The 19,678-nt window shown below is 71.4% G+C and carries 13 protein-coding genes; 8 read left to right on the top strand and 5 right to left on the bottom strand.

Annotated elements, in window-relative coordinates; all coding sequences use genetic code 11:
- Window positions 1-48 precede the first annotated feature (48 nt).
- On the bottom strand, window positions 49-180 hold the full coding sequence (locus ACRAKF_RS01490; protein ID WP_447034843.1) for a hypothetical protein: 132 nt from the start codon (window positions 178-180) through the stop codon (window positions 49-51).
- 71 nt (window positions 181-251) lie between these two features.
- On the opposite strand from ACRAKF_RS01490, the gene ACRAKF_RS01485 reads away from it, so the two are divergent.
- Together ACRAKF_RS01485 and ACRAKF_RS01480 are read left to right on the top strand one after the other, a co-directional pair.
- Window positions 252-602 carry a GntR family transcriptional regulator gene (locus ACRAKF_RS01485; RefSeq protein ID WP_447034842.1) on the top strand — a complete coding sequence of 117 codons (351 nt, stop codon included), beginning with the start codon at window positions 252-254 and terminating at the stop codon, window positions 600-602.
- 17 nt (window positions 603-619) lie between these two features.
- The gene (locus ACRAKF_RS01480) at window positions 620-1,579 is read left to right on the top strand and encodes a DUF1648 domain-containing protein (protein WP_447034841.1); all 960 of its coding nucleotides are present in this window, start codon (window positions 620-622) and stop codon (window positions 1,577-1,579) included.
- 45 nt (window positions 1,580-1,624) lie between these two features.
- On the opposite strand, the gene ACRAKF_RS01475 is transcribed toward ACRAKF_RS01480, so the two are convergent.
- Together ACRAKF_RS01475 and ACRAKF_RS01470 are read right to left on the bottom strand one after the other, a co-directional pair.
- Complete coding sequence (locus ACRAKF_RS01475; protein WP_447034840.1) at window positions 1,625-1,828, bottom strand: hypothetical protein; 204 nt, start codon at window positions 1,826-1,828, stop codon at window positions 1,625-1,627.
- Window positions 1,829-1,922: 94 nt separating this feature from the next.
- Window positions 1,923-2,543 (bottom strand): HutD/Ves family protein, encoded by a 621-nt coding sequence (locus ACRAKF_RS01470; RefSeq protein ID WP_447034839.1) that lies wholly within the window; start codon window positions 2,541-2,543, stop codon window positions 1,923-1,925.
- A 155-nt stretch (window positions 2,544-2,698) separates the two neighbouring features.
- Here ACRAKF_RS01470 and ACRAKF_RS01465 point away from each other — a divergent pair, with 155 nt between their 5' ends.
- The 4 genes from ACRAKF_RS01465 to ACRAKF_RS01450 all read left to right on the top strand — a co-directional run bounded on the left by ACRAKF_RS01465 (window position 2,699) and on the right by ACRAKF_RS01450 (window position 7,057).
- Window positions 2,699-3,226 carry a PadR family transcriptional regulator gene (locus ACRAKF_RS01465; RefSeq protein ID WP_447034838.1) on the top strand — a complete coding sequence of 176 codons (528 nt, stop codon included), beginning with the start codon at window positions 2,699-2,701 and terminating at the stop codon, window positions 3,224-3,226.
- Window positions 3,223-3,906 (top strand): ABC transporter ATP-binding protein, encoded by a 684-nt coding sequence (locus tag ACRAKF_RS01460; protein ID WP_447034837.1) that lies wholly within the window; start codon window positions 3,223-3,225, stop codon window positions 3,904-3,906. Before ACRAKF_RS01465 ends, ACRAKF_RS01460 begins: the two co-directional genes overlap by 4 nt.
- A complete protein-coding gene (locus ACRAKF_RS01455; RefSeq protein WP_447034836.1) occupies window positions 3,906-6,335 on the top strand; it encodes an ABC transporter permease in 2,430 nt (809 codons plus the stop codon). The genes ACRAKF_RS01460 and ACRAKF_RS01455 overlap by 1 nt, the downstream gene beginning before the upstream one ends.
- 176 nt (window positions 6,336-6,511) lie before the next feature.
- Window positions 6,512-7,057, top strand: a complete 546-nt coding sequence (locus tag ACRAKF_RS01450) for a CchlQ (protein ID WP_447034835.1) — start codon at window positions 6,512-6,514, stop codon at window positions 7,055-7,057.
- Window positions 7,058-7,072: 15 nt separating this feature from the next.
- Here ACRAKF_RS01450 and ACRAKF_RS01445 read toward each other — a convergent pair whose 3' ends face one another.
- Window positions 7,073-8,278, bottom strand: a complete 1,206-nt coding sequence (locus tag ACRAKF_RS01445; RefSeq protein WP_447034834.1) for an epoxide hydrolase family protein — start codon at window positions 8,276-8,278, stop codon at window positions 7,073-7,075.
- A gap of 112 nt (window positions 8,279-8,390) precedes the next feature.
- On the opposite strand from ACRAKF_RS01445, the gene ACRAKF_RS01440 reads away from it, so the two are divergent.
- The gene (locus tag ACRAKF_RS01440; RefSeq protein WP_447034833.1) at window positions 8,391-8,966 is read left to right on the top strand and encodes a GNAT family N-acetyltransferase; all 576 of its coding nucleotides are present in this window, start codon (window positions 8,391-8,393) and stop codon (window positions 8,964-8,966) included.
- Window positions 8,967-9,068: 102 nt separating this feature from the next.
- Here the strand turns inward: ACRAKF_RS01440 and ACRAKF_RS01435 are convergent, their stop codons facing one another.
- A complete protein-coding gene (locus ACRAKF_RS01435) occupies window positions 9,069-10,700 on the bottom strand; it encodes an amidase family protein (protein WP_447034832.1) in 1,632 nt (543 codons plus the stop codon).
- A 220-nt stretch (window positions 10,701-10,920) separates the two neighbouring features.
- On the opposite strand from ACRAKF_RS01435, the gene ACRAKF_RS01430 reads away from it, so the two are divergent.
- Complete coding sequence (locus ACRAKF_RS01430; RefSeq protein ID WP_447034831.1) at window positions 10,921-19,629, top strand: type I polyketide synthase; 8,709 nt, start codon at window positions 10,921-10,923, stop codon at window positions 19,627-19,629.
- Window positions 19,630-19,678: the final 49 nt, after the last annotated feature.

Below are 19,678 nucleotides of genomic sequence, written 5' to 3'. Positions count from 1 at the left end.
CTCAGATGGCTGACTCCTGCGGTCGGCCATCTGTTCAGTGATGCCTGATCACATGCGCTGCACGAACGCGGCCCGCCAGTCCGGCGAGGGGTCGGACCCCAGCTCCGTCCAGTACTCCCGGCCCTCAACGACCTCTCCGTCCCGGACCGTCCAGAAGGACGCCACGCGGTGAATCCCCATCGTGCCGTCGTCTTCCTGCGAGTTCCTGCGAGTTCCTACGAGACGAGAATGGTGCTAGCGTCATTAGCATCATGTTGTTGAGACTGAACGTCGCGGACACGCGTCCCCTGCATGAACAAGTGGCGGGGTCCATCCGGCGCGCCATCGCCGAGGGGGAGATCGCCCTGGGCGACAAGTTGCCTCCGGCGCGGGAGCTCTCCCAGGTGCTCGGGGTGAACGCCAACACGGTGCTGCGAGGCCTCCGGACCCTGCGCGATGAAGGCGTACTGGAGTTCCGGCGGGGCCGGGGTGTGACGGTGGCCGGTGGGGCGGCGGATCAGCGTGCCGTGCTGCTGAACCGCGTGCATGACCTGGTCACCGACGCCGCGCACATGGGCTACAGCAAGACCGAACTTATAGAGATGATCAGGGGAACCTCGTGAATGAACCCAAGGTGAGTATGAGCGCCGGGACTTGGGGCGTTGTGGGCTGGTCGGCGGGAGTGCTGTTCCTCCTGGTGGGTGCTCCCATCGCCGCGAGCGGACGGCTGCCGGAGCGGTTGGCCACCCACTGGAGCGGCGGTGGCACGCCCGACGGCTCCATGCCACTGTGGGCGGCGGCGCTCTTTCCGGCACTGATCTGGTCGGTGCTTGTGGCAGTCGTGGCAGTGGGTTGGTGGCGGTCGGGTGGCCGCACGAGAAGAGCGGCTCAGGGGTGGGCGGGCGTCACTTTGCTCCCCGGCGGTGTCTTCCTCGTCGGCGCGCAGGCGTCCGTTGTGCGGGCCAACGTGGACCGCGAGCACTGGCGTGAGGCCGACATGGCGTCCGGCTGGATCGTGGCGGCCGTCGTCGCTGCCGTCACGGTCGGGCTGGTCGCGTGGCTGATGACTCGGCGAGGTACTGACACGCGGGGATCGATGCCCCCCGGGCCGGGAATGGACATCCCCGACGGCCAGCGCGTCGTGTGGTTCTCACGCGCGTCCAACCGGTGGCTGCACCTGGCATCCGCCGTGACCGGTTTCCCGGCCGTGGCGGCCGTTGTGGCGGCCATGGCCGGGCTGACGGAACCGCACTGGTCGTTGATCGTGCCGCTCGCCCTCGTCTCCCTCACGGTCCTGGGCTGCGCCTCGGTGCAGGCGCGGGTCAGCGACAAGGGGCTCGAAGTGGCCTTCGGACCGCTCGGCCGGCCGACCCGGCGCTGGGCGACGGGGGACATCGAGTCGGCTCGCTCCGAGCACCGCGCCCCGGCGCAGGTCGGCGGGTGGGGGTATCGGCTGAGCCGCCTGGGAACCACGGTCATGCTGCGCAGCGGCGAGTGCCTCGTCATACGGGCTCACGGCAAGGACTTCGCCGTGAGCGTGGATGACGCCGAGCGCGGCGCCGCGCTGCTGAACTCGCTGACCGCGAAGAGCGCGCGCTGAAACCGTAGCGGGGCGGGCCTGTCCCTGAGCAGCCAAGCGGCGTCCTCACGAGGACTGGCGCTGCGGGCGCCGCGACGCGCGGAAAGTAACACCAAGGACTCCGCCTGCACCACCGCCGAGCACCAGGCCCATCGCCATGTTGTCGAAAACAGCCAGCCCGAGTACGAGCCCGACCGGAATGCCGATCAGCATGCCTACAGCAAGCCCTGTGCTGATGGACGGTATGCGGGCTTCCTCGTTGTTCGTCACACGATCATGGTGCCGGACGGGCCCTCTGAAGGCGAGCTTCAATACGGACAACCACGGATAACCTTCAAAGTCGGCCGGGCCTTGCAGAACAAGCTCAGTGCACCGCGGTGATCCTGATCTCGGCCACAGTGCCGTCGCCCCGCAGAGTCAGCGACCCCGGGCCTTCGCCACGTACGCAGTCGAGACGGCCGAGCGCGGTCTCCCGCCCGTCAGGTGAGCCTACGGAGATTCCCTCTGTGGCGGCCATGACGAGGAGAGTCTCGTCCGCGGCGTACGTCAGTTCCGCCCCGTGCGAGGTGTCGACGGTGATGATCCGCACGTGTGCCGTAGCCCGGCCTCTGCGGGTCATCACGTTCACGTTGCGCACGGGGCCCGCCTTCAGCCGGCAGTCCGTGGACGCGTCGCCGGGGAAGGCGAAGGGGTTCAGCGGCCCGACCGGCTGCGCGGTGCCGTCCACGGTCAGCACCATGCCCTCGCCCTCGACCGGGGTGATCACGCGGTCGGTCTCGGGGAAGGCCGAGAAGGGGCCTGCCGCGTCCACGTCCGCGACGCTCAGCCGCCAGTCGAAGCCGTCCGCGGGCTCCGTGAGCGCCGCGAGCCCGCTGCGGTCCGAGGGCGCCCGCACGGTGCCCGACGCGACCTCCCGGGTCACACCACCGCCGTTCTTCCACGGCACGGTGCGGTATGCGCTCCAGCGCAGAACTTCTCGGCCCATCCGGCCCAGCCTCCTTCTTCCGTCACACCTCTGAGTCGGCCAGTCGGCCAGTCGGCCAGTCGGCCAGCCGATCAGTCGATCAGTCGGCCAACTAGGTTCTGTCCTCCGGCACTTTATATACACTCTAGGTATACACGCGGTGTACAGTCCTCTCCATGTCCATCGGCCACGCTCTTCTCGGGCTCCTGGAATCCGGGCCCCGCCACGGTTACGACTTGAAGCGAACCTTCGACGAGACGTTCAGGCACGACAAGCCGCTGCACTACGGGCAGGTCTACTCGACCATGTCCCGCCTCCTGAAGAACGGCCTCGTGGAGGTCGACGGGATAGAGGCCGTCGGCGGACCGGAACGCAAGCGGTACGCCATCACCGACACAGGCGTCACCGACGTGCGGCAGTGGCTCGCGAAGCCGGAGAAGCCCGAGCCCTACCTCCAGTCGACCCTCTACACCAAGGTCGTCCTCGCCCTGCTGACCGAGCGCGACGCCGCCGAACTCCTCGACACCCAGCGCGCCGCACATCTGCGTCTGATGCGCGTCCTCACGGACCGCAAGCGCAAGGGCGACCTCGCCGACCAACTGATCTGCGACCACGCCCTGTTCCATCTGGAAGCAGACCTGCGCTGGCTGGAGCTCACCGCCGCGCGCCTGGACAAGCTCGCCGCGGAGGTGCGCCCCTCATGAATCCCGCCGAAGCCCTTCTCACCGCCCACGACCTGCACAAGGCGTACGGGACCACCCCCGCCCTGGACGGCGCCTCATTCACCGTGAACCCGGGTGAGATCGTCGCCGTCATGGGCCCCTCCGGCTCGGGCAAGTCGACGCTGCTGCACTGCCTCGCGGGCATCGTCACCCCCGACTCCGGGGCGATCACCTACGACGGCCGCGACCTGACCGCGATGACCGACGCCCAGCGCAGCGCCCTGCGCCGCACGGAGTTCGGCTTCGTCTTCCAGTTCGGCCGGCTCGTACCGGAGCTGACCTGCGTCGAGAACGTGGCGCTGCCGCTGAGGCTGAACGGCGTCCACCGCAAGGAGGCCGAGCGCCGGGCCACCACCTGGCTGACGCGCCTGGAAGCCGACGACCTGACGGGCCGGCGGCCGGGCGAGATATCGGGCGGCCAGGGCCAACGCGTCGCCGTGGCCCGCTCCCTGGTCACGAACCCGCGCGTCCTGTTCGCCGACGAGCCGACCGGCGCCCTGGACTCGCTCAACGGCGAGCGCGTCATGGAACTGCTCACCGACGCCGCGCGCGGCTCGGACACCGCCGTCGTCCTCGTCACGCACGAAACGCGGGTCGCCGCCTACTCCGACCGCGAGATCGTCGTACGGGACGGCAAGTCCCGGCAGTTGGAGTCCGCGTGATGCCCCTCCTGAACGGCCACGCAGACCATGCCGACCGTACGGGCAGCGCGGCGGTCCAGCCCTCCGACGGTTCGTCGTCAGGGCCCTCCGGGCGGCTGCGCGATCTCGGCCTCGGCATCCGCTTCGCGGTGTCGGGCGGGCGCGAGGGCTGGATCCGTACGCTGCTCACCGCACTCGGCGTCGGCCTCGGCGTCGCCGTGCTGCTCGGCGCTGCGTCCGCGCCCACCCTGCTGCACGGGCTCGACGTACGCGGTGACGCCCGCCAGCTCGGAGTGGGAACCTCCGAGCAACTCAAGCGGGGCGAGCGGACGATGCTGGCCCTCGATGCCTCCACGGAGTACCGGGACCACGAGATCGGGGGCTATCTGCTGCGGCCCGAGGGCGCGCACCCGCCTCTGCCACCAGGGGTCGACAGGCTGCCCGGGCCCGGCGAGAGCGTCGTCTCCCCGGCGCTCAAGGACCTGCTCGACTCACCCGAGGGCAAGCTCCTCAAGCAGCGCTACGACCACCGCGTCATCGGCACCATCGGCGAAGCCGGTCTGACCGACCCCTTCGAGCTGTACATGTACGCGGGCAGTGACACTCTCACCGCCGACAACACCAGTGCCGCCCGGCTGGACCACTTCGGGCAGCACTGGCTGTCCGCTCCGCTGCAACCGGCCCTGATCCTGCTCATCGTCCTGGCCTGCGTCGTGCTCCTCGTCCCCGTCGCCATCTTCATCGCGACGGCCGTACGGTTCGGCAGCGAGCGCCGCGACAAGCGGCTCGCCGCACTGCGGCTGATCGGCGCCGACGTACGGACGACGCGGCGCATCGCCGCCGGTGAGGCCCTGTTCGGCTCGCTCGTCGGGCTGGTCTTCGGAGTGGTCTTCTTCCTCGCCGCGCGCCAATTCCTCGCACACTTCGAGTTCTGGCAACTGTCCGCCTTCCCCCAGGACTTCACCCCGGTACCCGCACTGGGCATCATGGTCCTGCTGGCCGTGCCGTTGGCATCCATCGCCGTGACCGTGTTCGCGTTGCGCTCGGTGACCATCGAGCCGCTGGGCGTCGTGCGCAACAGCCGCCCCCGTGGTCGCCGCCTGTGGTGGCGCCTGCCGGTCCCACTGATCGGTGTGCTGCTGCTGTCCATGACGGGCGCGGCCGACGCGGCGGGCGCCCTCGGCGTCGTACACGTCGCGGCGGGCATCGCACTCACCCTGATCGGATTGGTCCTGCTCCTGCCCTGGCTGGTGGAGGCGGCCGTTCGGCGCATGCGGGGCGGCCCGGTGCCCTGGCAGTTGGCCGTTCGCAGACTTCAGCTCAACAGCGGCGGCGCCAGCCGCGCGGTCGCCGGCATCACCATCGCGGTCGCGGGCGCCATCGCCCTGCAGATGTTCATCACCGGCATCGACGACGACTTCACCACAGCCACCGGCAAGGACCCCGGGCGGTCTGAACTCGGCGCCACCGCCGACGTCGGCAGCGGGGAACTGGCCCAGCGAATGGCCGACGAGTTCAGCGCGACGAGGGGTGTGAAGAAGGCCGTCGTCACCGTCGCGACATCGGCGAGCCCGGTGGGTGCGAAACCGGCTTCGGACGGGACCGTGCCGTCGGTCCGCTTCTCCGTCGGCTCATGCGCGTCGCTGCGCGAGATGGCGAAGCTGCCGTCCTGCTCGGACGGTGACGTCTTCCTGGTCAACGACTCACGTGACCCCGACCAGGACAGGGCTCTGGCCAAGCACGCACCCCGCGGTGCCCGCCTGGACTTCGGCGACCCCGGTGACAGCGACCGCACGGCATCCGGTACGGCCCGCTGGACAGTCCCGCACTCCGCCCGCACGGTCGAGACCCGGCGCGATCCCGCGAGAGGCGGCTACGGTGGAATCCTCGCGACCCAAGGAGCCTTTGACACCTCGCGACTCCCTTACGCCATGACGAGCGCGAAGATGCAGATCGACGACGATGTGCCCGACGCCGTCGACCATGTGCGCAACACCGCCTACCGGAACGACCCGACCATACGCGTACACAGCTTCCACACGGGTGAGCGCGACAAGGTCTACGACAACATCCGCTCCGGCCTGTTCACGGCCGCGGCTCTCACCATGATGCTGATCGCCGCATCCATGCTCGTATCGCAGGTCGAGCAACTCCGCGAACGGAAAAGGTTGTTGTCCGTTCTCGTCGCCTACGGCACCCGCCGCTCGACGCTGGCCTGGTCGGTGCTGTGGCAGACGGCGATCCCCGTCGTGATCGGCATGGTCGTCGCGGTCACCGGCGGACTCACGCTGGGCCGGCTCATGCTGGGCGTCGCCGGCGAACCAGTCACCGAGTGGTTCGTCTTCCTGCCCCTGGTGGGCGTAGGCGCCGCGGCGATAGCGGCGGTGACCCTGCTGAGCATGCCGGTGCTGTGGCGCTTGATGCGGACGGACGGTTTGCGCACGGAGTAGGGAGCAGGGAGTAGGCGGTAGGGAGTAGAGAGTAGGGAGTAGGGAGTAGGCACCCGCGGCGTGGTCGGCGCCGGCCGTCGGGCATCATCTGCGGGACGGAGCGGAGCGGAGCGGTGCGTAAGGTCATGCATGCCGTTCCGGGAAACGGACGGGGGGCACGGGTGGAGTGGGGAACGTTGGTCGCCACGCTGGGCGGCGGGTTCATCGCGATAGCGGGCACCGTGCTGGCCGACCGCCTGCGCACTCGTCAGGAGCACCTCCGTGGTCTTCAGACGCGCCGCAGGGACGTCTACACGGAGTTCATCGCGGCGGCGGGCGCGGCCCACACCGAACTGCGCCGCCTCGCCCAGAACGGCATCGGGGCGAGCGGCCTGGAGGAGGCGAGCCGTGCCGCCCTGACCGACGCCCGCATCTACGAGGTGCGCGAGCGCCTCTTCATCGACGCCAGCGCACGCATCGCGGGCACGGGCCAGACCATGTTCGAACGCCTCCGCGCCCTGCGGAAGGCGGTCGCCGCGGGCGCCGGAATCTCGACCCCGGCGTTCCACGACGTCTACCACCCCTACCTGGACGCCGTCTGGGCCTACCGCGAGGCCGTCCGCGACGAACTGGAGGGCCACGCCCTCACCCCGACCGACTTCGGCTGGACCGCGTGGGACGGCCGCGAGCGCTGTCCGCAGTGCGCGGAGCGCGGGACGGACACACCGCCCGGGCAGCGTTGACGCCCTGGTACCGGCTCAGCGGTCGCGGACGGGGCGGAGGCGGCGGAAGGGGCGGAAGGGGCGGAAGAACTCGCGCAGTTCCGCCGCGTAGCGTTCCGGCTGCTCGAACGGGGCGAAGTGGCCGCCGCGTTCGGGCTCGCTCACGTACGCGAGGTTCGTCGTCCGCGCGAGCCACGCCCTCGGCGGACGGACGACGTCGCCGCGGAAGAGGGAGAATCCCGACGGCACATCGACCCGCCGGGCGAGTTGTACCGGGTCGATCGCGGCGTTCGCGTGGTACATCCGCATCGACGAGCCGATCGTGCCGGTCAGCCAGTACAGCGTCACTGCCGTGAGGATCTCGTCCTTGGTGTAGACGCTCTCGATGTCGCCGCCGCAGTCACTCCACGCACGCAGCTTCTCGACGATCCACGCGGCGAGCCCGACGGGGGAGTCGGTCAGCCCGAACGCGGCGGTCTGCGGCTTCGTGCGGTGCAGCGCCCCGTACGCGCCCTCGCTCGCACCCCAGGCCGCGGCGCGCTCGAACCAGTCCCGCTCCTCGGCCGTGAGCTCCGCGGGGTCCCCGGTGAACACGGGAAGGCCACCGTCCATGCGGTGGACCGCCACGACCCTGTCGGGGTGATCGAGGGCGAGGTAGCGACTCACATGGCTGCCTATGTCACCGCCCGCCGCGCCGAACGTCCCGTAACCGAGCGTCGTCATGAGTTCGGCCCACAGGCCCGCCACCTCAATGGAGTTGAGCGGGGAGCCGGCGGGCCGCTCGGAGTAGCCGTAGCCCGGCATGTCGGGCACGACCACGTCGAACGCGTCGGCGGGGTCACCGCCGTGCGCACCCGGGTCGGCCAGCAGCGGGACGACCTTGGTGTACCGCCAGAACGAGTCCGGCCAGCCGTGGCAGAGCACGATCGGCAGCGCGGTCCCGGACGGCGCTGCGGCCCGCGCGTGCACGAAGTGGATCCCGAGGCCGCCGACCCGCGCGCGGAAGCGGGGCAGGCGCGCCAGCCGCGCCTCCTGGCCGGGCCAGTCGAAGCCGTCCGCCCAGTAGCCCACCAGCTCGCGCAGGTAGGCCACGTCGGTACCCAAGGACCAGCCCGCGTCCTCGGGCGCGTCCGGCCAGCGGGTGGCGCGCAGACGAGCCCGCAGATCGTCCAGGGCAGCCGGTTCGGCCCTCGGCGCGAACGGTTCGGGGCGAGGCGGGAGGGCCTCCGTGTCGCTCGTCATGGACGCCATCCTGCTACGCGACACGAGGCACCGCCCGCAGACACGCTCCCGGGAGTGTCCGCCACGACCACGGGCAGACGCGTGCCTCGTGGCGTGCGATAGGTTGCCCGCCATGACTGACCTCGGACATATCGCCTGGCCACCGGCCCCGATCAGGACCGAGCGACTCGTCCTCCGCGAGTCCGTGGCCAAGGACCGTGCGGCGTTCATCGAGTTGTTCGCCTCGCCGGAGGTGGGCACCTACCTCGGTGGGGCCCGAGCGCGTGATGACCTTGAGCGCGCGGTACCTGAGGTGCCCGGGCGGCGCCCCGGCTTCTTCGTGGTCGATCTGGGCGGAGCGATGATCGGCATGGTCTCGCTCGATCGGCGCGACGCGGAGCGTCCGGGGCATGTCGGTGAGGGCGCGGAGGAGGCCGAGATCGGCTACCAGTTCCTGCCGACGGCGTGGGGACGCGGGTACGCCGCGGAGGCGTGCGCGGCGGCACTTGACTGGTTCGCCGACGCGCGTCCGGGCGAGCCGGTGGTGCTCTGCACCCAGGTCGCCAACGCCCCCTCGATGCGCCTGGCGGCGAAGCTGGGCTTCACCGAGGTGGCGCGGTTCGAGGAGTTCGGCGCCGAGCAGTGGTTCGGCGTACGGGCGTCTGCCGGGTCTGCCGGGTCAGCCACGTCCGCTATGTCCGTCACTTGAACGCGCCTGTGCACCGGTCCGGTGAACGGTCCCGTGGTGTGGCCGCCGGATCGCCGATCAGCGGCACCGGAGCCGTTCACCGGCCCTGTTCACCGATACCGGTCACCGTGCCACGTCGGCCCCCGCAGTCGGCAGGAAGCGTGGTGCGCGCCACGCCTTCAGGCGGTTCTCCACCGCGGCCCCCAGTGACAGCAGCTTGCCGTCCTGGTGGTCACCGGCCATCAGGAGCAGGCCAATCGGCAGTTCGCCCACGGACCCGGCGGGCACCGAGAGGGACGGATACCCGGCGACGGCCGCGGGGGTGGAGGACGGGATGACGTCGTTGTCGCCGCGCGCGCAGTCCGTCGTCCAGGCGGCCGGGTTCGTGGGCGCGGCGATGGCGTCCAGGCGGTGGGAGGCCATGGTCTCGTCGATGGAACGCCGGGAGAGGTCCTTCAGCTCCGCGCGCATCGCCACGTACTCGGGGTCGGTCGTGGGCGGCGCGGCGAGGGCCTGCTCGAACAGCTCCTGGCCGGCGAAGCAGGCCTGCTCCTCGGGGTGGGCGCGGTTGAACTCGATCAGCTCGGCGAGGTTCTGGGGCCCCTCGCGCGTGGCGAGGTAGGCGTCGATGTCCCGGTGGAACTCGCTGAGCAGCGCCGGGAATTCGAGCTCGGCGAGCCGCGCCTGGTAGGGAGGCGTCACCTCGACGACCACGGCTCCGGCCTTGCGCAGCTTCTTCGCCGTACGGGTCATCACCGCGTCCACGTCGGAGCCGAGCGAGGGCAGGCGCCACAGACCGATCCGCTTGCCGCGGAGGTCCTGCGGCCCACCCGAGTGGGTGGCGGCGCTCTTTCCACTTCCACGCGAGCCCTCATCCTCGCTCAGCACCGAAAGCGTGAGCGCGGTGTCGACCACGTTGCGCGCCATGGGCCCTGCCGTGTCCTGCTCGGCGGAGATCGGCACCACGCCCGACTGGCTGACGAGGCCGAGGCTGGGTTTGTGGCCCACGACGCCGTTCATCCCGGCCGGGCACACGATGGAGCCGTCCGTCTCGGTGCCGATCGCCACCTGCGACAACGACGCGGCCAGCGCGGCGGCGGAGCCGGACGACGAACCGCACGGATTCCGGTCGAGGACATAGGGGTTGTTGGTCTGACCGCCCACTGCCGACCACCCCGACGTCGGTTTCGCCGCACGGAAGTTGGCCCACTCGGACAGGTTGGTCTTGCCGAGGATCACCGCCCCCGCCTCGCGCAGCCGGGTCACGAGCGCGGCGTCGGTGCCGGGCAGGCTCCCTGCGAGCGCCAGCGACCCGGCGGTCGTCGGCATGTCGCGAGTGTTGACGTTGTCCTTGATCAGGACGGGGATACCGTCCAGCGGCCCGAGGGTCTTGCCACGCCGGTGCCTGACGTCGCTGGCGGCCGCCTGGCGCAGGGCCGTCGGGCTGGTGCGCAGCACCGAGTGAATCTTGGAGTCGACCTTGTCGATCCGACGCAGGTAGGCACGGGTCAGCGCCGACGAGGTCAGCGAACCGCGCGCCATGCGCGCCTGGAGCTGCGGGATGGTCACCGTGTCGAGATCCACCCCGGCGAGATCCACCCCGGCGGGACCCGGCCCGGCGGGACCCGGCCCGGACGGCCTCGACGCGCTGTCGGTGCCGGACTCCGCGGCATGCGCGCCCGGATGCGTACCGACCGTTAAAAGAGACCCCGCGACAAGCGCGGCGGTCATTGCGGCAATGCTTCTCTTCCCCATGCGGGTCAGCGGACTACACGCGGCACGTCCGGCGCAAGGGTGCGTGGCTGCCTCCGCAGATTGTGGACACCGCGTCCACGATTCCACTCGTATGCCCACCCTCCCGAACCCCGTCGCAGGAGCGGGTTGATACTGGACGTGCCGCTGCGCACTGCATCACCGTGCTCAACCTCACGCCTCAACCCCACGCCTCAACCCCACGTACGAAGAGAAGAGTTCGATGCGAGTCAGTACAGGCGACGACGCGATCAGGCCCATCACGGAGAGTCTTCGGGATCACGCCTCGCGCCGCGGGGAGAAGGTCGCCTTCCAGGATCGCCGAGTGCGGCGGACCTACCGCGACCTGGAGCAGCGGACCGCGCGGTTGGCCGGACACCTGGCCGGACTCGGGCTGGGGCGGGGCGAGCGCGTGGCCATCCTGCTCGGCAACCGCGTCGAGGCGGTCGAGAGCCTGCTGGCCGTGGTCCGGGCGAGCGGAGTGGGCGTACCGCTGGACGCGGGTGTTCCGGAGGCGGAGCTGGACCGCCTGTTGGAGGACTGCGGCGCGCGCGTGCTCGTCACGGACGAGGTACGGCTGATCCGTCAGCCGGGGCTGCTGTCCCGGCCCGGGCTCACTCTGGTGGTGGCCGAGGGCGGCGGCGTGGCGGGTGGCGAGTCGGACCGGGAGGCGGGCGGCGAGGCGGACGGTGAGCAGGGCATCGACAGCCGGGGCGCCGGAAACCCTGGTGTCCTGACGGACGCGCTCGGTGCGCCCAGTGGCGCCGTACGGTACGAGGATCTGGCCGGTACGGAGCCGGTCACGCCCGCCCGGGACGATCTGGGGCTGGACGAGGTGGCGTGGACGCTCTACACCTCCGGCTCCTCCGGTACCCCCAAGGGCGTGCTGTCCACCCAGCGCAACCGCCTGGCGCCGGTCGCGACAGGCCTCGTGGGTGTCCTGGGCCTGTCGGAGCGGGACCGGCTGCTGTGGCCGCTGCCGCTGTACCACGCCATGAGCCAGGTGGTCTGCGTCCTCGGGGTGACCGTGACCGGCGCGAGCGCCATGCTTCTGCCCCGGTTCTCGGTGCGGTCGGTACTCGGCGAACTGCGCGGCGAAGACGCTCACTTCACACTCCTCGGCGGGGTGCCGACGACGTACTCGGCCTTGCTCGACGAGCTGCGGCGAGGGGACGGCAGCGGTCTCGGCGCGCCCGCGCTGCGGGGTTGCATCAGCGGTGGCGCCTCCGCGGGGCCCGAGTTCCGCAGGTCCTTCGAGGAGGTCTGCCGTGTGCCCTACCTGGAGCACTACGGCAGCACCGAGGCCGGCCCGGTCACCATGGCCGCACCCGGCCAGGAGTCGTCCTCGGCCGACTCCTGCGGCCGGGCACTGCCCGGCACCCGGATCCGGGTCGGTGGTGGCGTGGACGGACAGGACGTCGGTGAGGGCGAGTTGTGGGTGTGGGGGCCAGGTGTCATGGCCGGCTACCACGGCGCTCCGGAGGCCACCGACGAGGTTCTCCGCGATGGTTGGTTCCGTACCGGTGACTTGGCGAGGATCGAGCCGTCCGGCGACCTCGTGATCACCGGTCGGGCGACTGACCTCATCATCCGTGGCGGCGTGAACATCCATCCCGCGGAGGTGGAGGCGGTCCTGCGGCGCCTGCCCGGCGTGGCGGACGCCGCCGTGGGCGGGCGCCCGCACCCCGTCTTCGGCGAGGTGCCCGTGGGTTACGTGGTTCCTGGGCCGGCCGACGGTGGTTCGGACGGCGGTGCTGCGAACGACGGTGCTCCGGACGGCGATGCTCCGGACGGCGGCGTCCCGGATCGAGATGTCCTGGACCGAGATGTTCGGGACCGAGACATCCTGCGCCGAGTCGTCCTGGACCGAGGCGCTCTGCTGGCCGCCTGTCGCGCGGAACTGTCCGCCTTCAAGGTGCCCGCCGAGTTGTACGAGGTGGACCACATCCCCCGTACCGCCTCCGGAAAGGTCCAGCGGTTCGCCCTCGCGGGCCTGAGCATGCGGGTGCTCGGGGGAGGGGCAGAGGCAGCCGGGGCGGGAACCGGCCCCGAGGACGACCTGCTGGCCCTCGTACGCCGCGAGACGGCGGCCCTGGTCGGCTGCCCGGTCGAGGAGGTGGAACCGGAAACGGCCCTCCGGGACCTGGGCATGGACTCCCTGACGGCGACGACGCTGCGGGAACGGCTGTCGGCGGCCACCGGTCTTCCCCTCTCCGAAGCTGTCGCCTTCGACTTCCCCACGGCTGTGGCGCTCGCCGACCACCTCCGCGCGCGCAGCGCCGCCGCTCGGCCCGCCACCGGCACCGCGCGCCCGGGAGGGCACCCGGCGGACGACGACGACCCCGTGGTGATCGTGGGGATGGCCTGCCGCTACCCCGGAGGCGTGACCTCTCCCGAGGAACTGTGGGCGCTGGTGGCCGAGGGAACGGACGCCATCGGCCCCTTCCCGTCCGACCGGGGCTGGGACACACAGGCACTGTATGACCCGGACCCCGGACGCCCCGGCCACACCTACGTGCGTGAGGGCGGTTTCCTCTCCGGCATCGACCGCTTCGACCCAGGCTTCTTCGGCATCTCACCCCGTGAGGCCGTGGCCATGGACCCGCAGCACCGACTGCTCCTCGAAGTGGCCTGGGAGGCCTTCGAACGCGCCGGCCTGGTGCCTCGCACTCTGCGCGGCACGTCGGCCGGGGTGTACATCGGGATGATGTACAGCGACTACGCCGGTCGCCTCGCCGAGACGCCCGAGCAGGTCGAGGGCTACCTCAGCCTGGGCAACGCCGGAAGTGTCGCCTCGGGACGCATCTCCTACACCTTCGGTCTGGAGGGACCGGCCATCACGGTGGACACGGCGTGCTCCTCCTCCCTGGTGGCCCTGCACCTGGCGGCCCAGGCCCTGGTCCGTGGCGAGTGCTCGTACGCGCTGGCAGGCGGGGTCACGGTGATGTCAGGACCGTCGTCGTTCGTGGAGTTCAGCCGGCAGCGGGCGCTGGCTCCGGACGGCCGCTGCAAGGCGTTCGGCGCCTCCGCCGACGGTACGGGATGGGCCGAGGGCGCCGGCATGCTGTTGCTGACCCGGTTGTCCGAGGCCCGAGGCGCCGGGCTTCCGGTGCTGGCCGTCGTACGCGGATCGGCGGTCAACCAGGACGGAGCGAGCAACGGACTGACGGCACCGCACGGACCTGCGCAGCAGCGAGTGATACGGCAGGCCCTCGCGCAGGCACGGCTGGCGCCCGGCGACATCGACGCGGTGGAGGCACACGGCACCGGCACCCGCCTGGGTGATGTCATCGAGGCAGAGGCGTTCTTGGCGACGTACGGGCACGAGCCGCGCGAACGTCCGCTCTGGCTCGGCTCGGTGAAGTCGAACATCGGTCACACCCAGGCCGCCGCGGGGGTGGCGGGGGTGATCAAGACGGTACAGGCGATGGCGCACGGTCTGCTGCCCCGTACGCTGCACGCGGACGAACCGAACGACCGGGTCGACTGGTCATCGGGCCGGGTGGCGCTGCTGACCCGGCCGGCACCATGGCCGAGGACCGACCGCCCGCGCCGGGCCGGAGTGTCCTCGTTCGGCATCAGCGGCACCAACGCCCATGTGGTGCTCGAAGAGGCACCGGCGACCCCGGACACATCACCGGCGACCCCGGACACATCACTGTCGACCCCGGTCATGGACGCGACCCCGGTCATGGACGCGGTCCCGGTTCCCGCCCCGGTCCCGGTGGCGATGTCAGCGAGAACCGTGTCCGGGCTGAAGGCCCAGGCACGACGGCTGTACGAGAAGGTGGCCGCCGACCCGGACGCGACCCCGACGGACGTCGGGTACGCGCTCGCCACCACCCGTACCGCCTTCGACCACCGGGCCGTGCTGGTGGCCCGGGACCGTGCCGAACTGCTCGCCTCCCTCCAGTCGTTGGCGGAGGGCGGAAGCCCGCCCGGAGTACGGACCGGCACGTCACGCCGCCGCGGCCCCCTGGCTTTCCTCTTCACCGGGCAAGGCAGTCAACGCCTCGGGGAAGGGCGGGAGTTGTACGCGTCGAGGGAGCGGCATCCGGGCTTCGCCCGGTCCTTCGACGAGACATGTTCGCTTTTCGATCCTTCGCTTCCGGTGCCCCTGCGGGACGTCATGTTCGCCGCTCCGGGCACCGGGACGGGCTCGCTCCTGGCGACGGCCCAGTTCGCGCAACCTGCGCTCTTCGCCCTGGAAACGGCCCTGTTCCGGCTGCTGGCGGACTGGGGTGTGCGTCCGGACCTGGTGGCGGGGCATTCGCTGGGTGAGGTGACCGCCGCGCATGCCGCCGGGGTGCTGTCGCTCAGTGACGCGTGCGACCTGGTGGCAGCCAGGGGCCGGCTGATGGACGCGCTGCCGCCGGGCGGTGCGATGGCCTCTCTGGCCGCCGGTGAGGAGGAGGTGGCGGCCCACCTCGCCGAGACGGGGTGCGCGGTGGAGATCGCCGCCGTCAACGGGCCCTCCTCCGTGGTCGTCTCCGGGGATGAGGCGGCTGTGGCGGGGACCGTCGCGGAATTCCGCGCGCGGGGCCGGTCGGCGACACCACTGCCGGTGAGCCATGCCTTCCACTCCGCACGGATGGAACCCATGCTGGCCGACTTCACGGAGGTGGTGCGCGGCCTGTCCTTCACCACGCCGCGAACTCCGCTGATCACCGCCGTATCCGGACGCGCGGCCACCGATGAGGAGCTGCGCTCACCGGAGTCCTGGGTGGACCACGTCCGCCGCCCGGTCCGCTTCGCCGATACGGTGACCCATCTGCGGGACCGCGGCGCGGCGCACTACGTCGAGGTGGGTCCGGGCGGGGTGCTGACCGGCCTGGTACGCGGGTGTCTCGCCGTGCCCGACCCTGTCCCGGCCACGGGCCCGGTGCCGGCCACGAACCAGGTGACGGTAACGGATCAGGTCCCGGCCACGAACCAGGTGACGGTCACGGGCCCGGTTCCGGCCACGGACCAGGTGACGGCCACGGACCAGGTCCCGGTCGGCGAGCAGCCTCCGGCGCCGGTGGTGCCGCTGGTTCTGCCGACGCTGCGCCAAGCACGGCCGGAGGCCGACACCCTGGTCGACGCCGTGGCGGCTCTCTACAGCCACGGGATGCCCGTCGACTGGGAAGCCGTCTTCGCCGGACACCACCCCCGGCGGTTCTCCCCGCCCACCTACGCCTTCGAGCGCCGCAGGTACTGGCTCGACGCCCCCGCGCGACACCGGCCCACGCCCCCGTCCGACAAGCCGGCCCACCCGTTCCTGTCCCACCGCACGGAGACGGCGGACGGCGGCCTGCTGCTGGGCGGACAGCTCTCCGTGCACGAACACCCCTGGCTGGCCGATCACGTCGTCGCGGGGGCGGTGGTGCTGCCCGGGACCGCGCTCGTGGAGTTGGCCCTGCATGCCGGCGCGTCGCTCGGCACGCCGACTTTGCATGAACTCGCCCTGACGGCACCGCTGGTGCTGCCCACGGACAGCACCGTCGAACTACAGGTAACGGTGTCGGGGGCGGACGGGGCGGACGGGACGGACGGCGCGGGACGACGAAACGTCCTCTTCCACGCCCGACCGCACGCGTCGGACCGTCATCAACCCTGGCGCCTGCACGCCTCCGGAACACTCGAACCGCGGCAACAGCCGCAGGGCCACGCCACCGCTGACACCGGTGCCTGGCCTCCGCCGGGCGCCGTCCCCCTGCACGGCGACGGTACCGACGACGACCCGTACGGGCCGCTGGCAGGGACGGGGTTGGACTACGGCCCCTCTTTCCGCGGCCTGCGTGCCGCCTGGCGGCACGGGGAGGAGCTGTACGCCGACGTTGTACTGCCCGAGACCGTACGGGCCCCGCTCACGGAAGAGGGCGGCCCGCGGTTCCTGCTGCACCCCGCGCTGCTGGACGCGGCCCTGCACGTCTTGGCCCTCGACGGCCGCGTGTCAGATCATGGCGCGGCGGCCGAGGCGGACAGCAACGGGGTCGCCCTGCCGTTCGCCTTCGAGGGAGTGACCCTTCACAGTGCCGCTCCTGCCGCCCTTGCCGCCACTGCCCCCACTGCCGTCACCTCAGCCGGGCAGCAGCGGGTGCGTGTGCGTGTCTCGCCCGAATCCAACGGCCGGGCCCGGCTGGTACTGACCGACGACGGCGACGCACTGGTGGCTACGGTGCGTTCGCTGACGCTCCGGCCGCTTCCGGCTCCGCTTCCGGCTCCACTTCCGCGGTCCGGGCCGATAGCGGCGGACCCGGACGCCGGGTTCCTGCACCGCATGGACTGGGTGCCCCTGTCCCAGCCGTCCGTGCCCTCGATTGCTCCCACCTGGGGTGTCATGGGGCCGGTCGGCACACGGCTGGTGGATGTCCTGGCCCCTCGCGGCTCCGGCGTTCCGGTCTACCCCGACCCGGCATCGGCGGGAGACGGAGCACCCGCCGTGGTCGTCGTCGCCTCGTGTCCGACACTCCCGGAGACGGCAAGTGGTGCGCATGACCTGGAGGCACAGGACCTGTCGGCACATGACCTGTCGGCACAGGACCTGGCGGCGCAGGTGCTGGAAGCGACGAGCGAGGCCCTGCGGCTGATCCAGGAGTGGCTCGCCGACCCCCGTCTGGCCGACTCCCGTCTCATCCTCGTCACCTCCGGCGCCGTCTCCCCGCCCGACGGGGACGGCGACGCCGATGCCGACGCCGACGCCGATGCCGGGAGTCACGTACCCGCCCACGCGGCGGTGTGGGGTCTGGTCCGCTCGGCTCTGCGCGAGAACCCGGGCCGTCTCGCCCTGCTCGACATGGACGATCACCCCGACTCCTGGCAACTGCTCCCCGGCCTTCTGGCCACTCCGGCGCCGGAAACAGCGGTACGGCACGGCATGGCCTTCGTACCCCGACTCGTCCCGGTGGTCGACGGAAGCAAGGAGCAGCGGCAGCGGCGGCGGCTCGATCCCGAGGGAACCGTACTGGTGACCGGCGGCACCGGTTCACTCGGCATGCTGGTCGCACGGCACCTGGTCGCCGCCCATGGCGTACGGCATCTGCTCCTCGCAAGCCGGCGAGGGCAGCGGGCGCCGGGGGCGGACGCGCTCGTCGCCGAACTCACCGGCCAGGGTGCCGAGGTGACGGTGCGGGCGTGTGACCTCGCGGACCGGACCGAGCTCGCGGCGCTGCTCGACTCCGTACCGGCGGCCCACCCGCTGACCGGTGTGATCCACACCGCGGCGGTGCTGGACGACGGCATCGTCCCCGCGCTCACTCCTGCCCGTCTGGAACGCGTACTGCGGCCCAAGGCCGACGCCGCGCTCGCCCTGCACGAACTGACCCAAGGGCACGACCTGGCGATGTTCGCGCTGTTCTCCTCCGTGGCCGGTGTCTTCGGCTCCGCGGGCCAGGCCGGCTACGCGGCGGCCAACCATGTTTTGGACGCGCTCGCGCGACACCGGGGCCGACTCGGCCTGCCGGGTACGTCCATCGCCTGGGGCCCGTGGCAGCAGAGCGACGGCATGACAGCACACCTCACCGAAGTGGACCTGCGCAGGATGGCCCGCTCCGGATTCATCCCGCTCGGCCAGGAGGAGGGCCTGACCCTCTTCGACGCCGCCGTGGCCGGTGACGACCCCGAAGTGGTCGCGGCGCACATCGCCCCGCCGGCGCAACCGGAGGCGGACAGCCACCGAACACCCGTATCCGCCGCGGTGGAAGCGGCGGGCGGCAACCGGGCCTCGTTCGCGCGACGATTGGCGACCGCCGCACCGGACCAGCGAACAGCCATGCTTGTCACAGAGGTACGGTCGCAGGCGGCCGCCGTCCTCGGCCACCCCGAGGGCGCGGGCGCGATCGACGAGAGCGACCGGTTGGCGGACCTGGGACTCGACTCCCTGGCCGCGGTCGACCTGCGTAACGCGCTGTCGGCATCGACGGGACTGGCATTGCCGTCCACGTTGCTGTTCGACTTCCCCACGGCACGGTCGGTCGCCGCCGAACTGGCGGAGCGGTACGCCCGGGACACCGTCACCTCGGAACGGCGGCACGTCACCGACCGCCCGGAGGAGGTAGCGGATGTACCCGATGTATGGGAAGTGCCCGATGTGCCAGACGTGCCAGACATGCCAGACGTGCCAGACGTGCTGGATGCCGGGAACGCCTCCGACTCCCTGAGCGGGCTCTTCCGCAGCGCATGTCTCCGGGGCCGCACCTGGGACAGCATGGTGCTGCTCACCATCGCGGCACGCCTGCGACCGGTCTTCGACGAGGCCGAGGCCACCGACGCGGTACTCGCACCCACCACCCTCGCGTCGGGCGGAGCGGGCGCCCGGCTGATCTGTTTCCCCTCCTTGAGCGCATTCTCAGGACCTCACGAGTACGCGCAGCTCGGCGCCGCGCTTGAAGGCCTGCGGCCCGTCTCGGCGGTGCGGCACCCGGGCTTCGAGCGCGGCGAGGCGCTGCCCGCCGGGCTGGAGGCCCTGGTCACCGCGCAAGTCGCCGCGGTCCGAGCCGTCGCGGGCGAGGCTCCCGCGGTGCTGTTGGGCCGCTCGGCCGGCGGGTGGGTGGCCCAGGCCGTGGCCGAGCGACTGGAAGCCGACGGCTCCGCCCCGGCCGCCGTCATCCTGGTGGACACCTACCCGCACGACGCGGACAGCCAGGAGCAGTCGTTCTCCGCGATGACGTCGGACATGCTGCGACGGGCCGCGAAAGCCTCCTCGGCCGACACCGACCGGCTCACCGCGATGGCCGGATACTTCGAGCTCTTCGCCGACTGGAAGCCCGCGCCGCTCGACGTTCCGACCCTGTACCTGCGGGCCCGGGACCCACTGCCTGGCGCGGAACCCGCCCCGCCCTGGGCCCTGCCGCACACCGAAGTCACCGTGCCGGGAGACCACTTCACCGTACTGGAGGAACACGCCCGCACGACGGCACTCACCGCCGAGCACTGGTTGACCGAACTCTGACGGCACGCGGACGTCCGATGAACCGTTTGACCTTCACCTTGGGGGAGGC

The organism is Streptomyces sp. DSM 118878 (assembly GCF_052936595.1).
The sequence above is the reverse complement of the archived record's forward strand: the minus strand, read 5'-3'. Positions and strand labels throughout refer to the sequence as shown.

Coding starts and splice junctions, on each gene's coding strand:
- ACRAKF_RS01490 (WP_447034843.1), bottom strand. CDS start 180: ATGGGGATTCACCGCGTGGCGTCCTTCTGGACGGTCCGGGACGGAGAG.
- ACRAKF_RS01485 (WP_447034842.1), top strand. CDS start 252: ATGTTGTTGAGACTGAACGTCGCGGACACGCGTCCCCTGCATGAACAA.
- ACRAKF_RS01480 (WP_447034841.1), top strand. CDS start 620: ATGAGCGCCGGGACTTGGGGCGTTGTGGGCTGGTCGGCGGGAGTGCTG.
- ACRAKF_RS01470 (WP_447034839.1), bottom strand. CDS start 2,543: ATGGGCCGAGAAGTTCTGCGCTGGAGCGCATACCGCACCGTGCCGTGG.
- ACRAKF_RS01465 (WP_447034838.1), top strand. CDS start 2,699: ATGTCCATCGGCCACGCTCTTCTCGGGCTCCTGGAATCCGGGCCCCGC.
- ACRAKF_RS01460 (WP_447034837.1), top strand. CDS start 3,223: ATGAATCCCGCCGAAGCCCTTCTCACCGCCCACGACCTGCACAAGGCG.
- ACRAKF_RS01455 (WP_447034836.1), top strand. CDS start 3,906: ATGCCCCTCCTGAACGGCCACGCAGACCATGCCGACCGTACGGGCAGC.
- ACRAKF_RS01445 (WP_447034834.1), bottom strand. CDS start 8,278: ATGACGAGCGACACGGAGGCCCTCCCGCCTCGCCCCGAACCGTTCGCG.
- ACRAKF_RS01440 (WP_447034833.1), top strand. CDS start 8,391: ATGACTGACCTCGGACATATCGCCTGGCCACCGGCCCCGATCAGGACC.
- ACRAKF_RS01435 (WP_447034832.1), bottom strand. CDS start 10,700: ATGGGGAAGAGAAGCATTGCCGCAATGACCGCCGCGCTTGTCGCGGGG.
- ACRAKF_RS01430 (WP_447034831.1), top strand. CDS start 10,921: ATGCGAGTCAGTACAGGCGACGACGCGATCAGGCCCATCACGGAGAGT.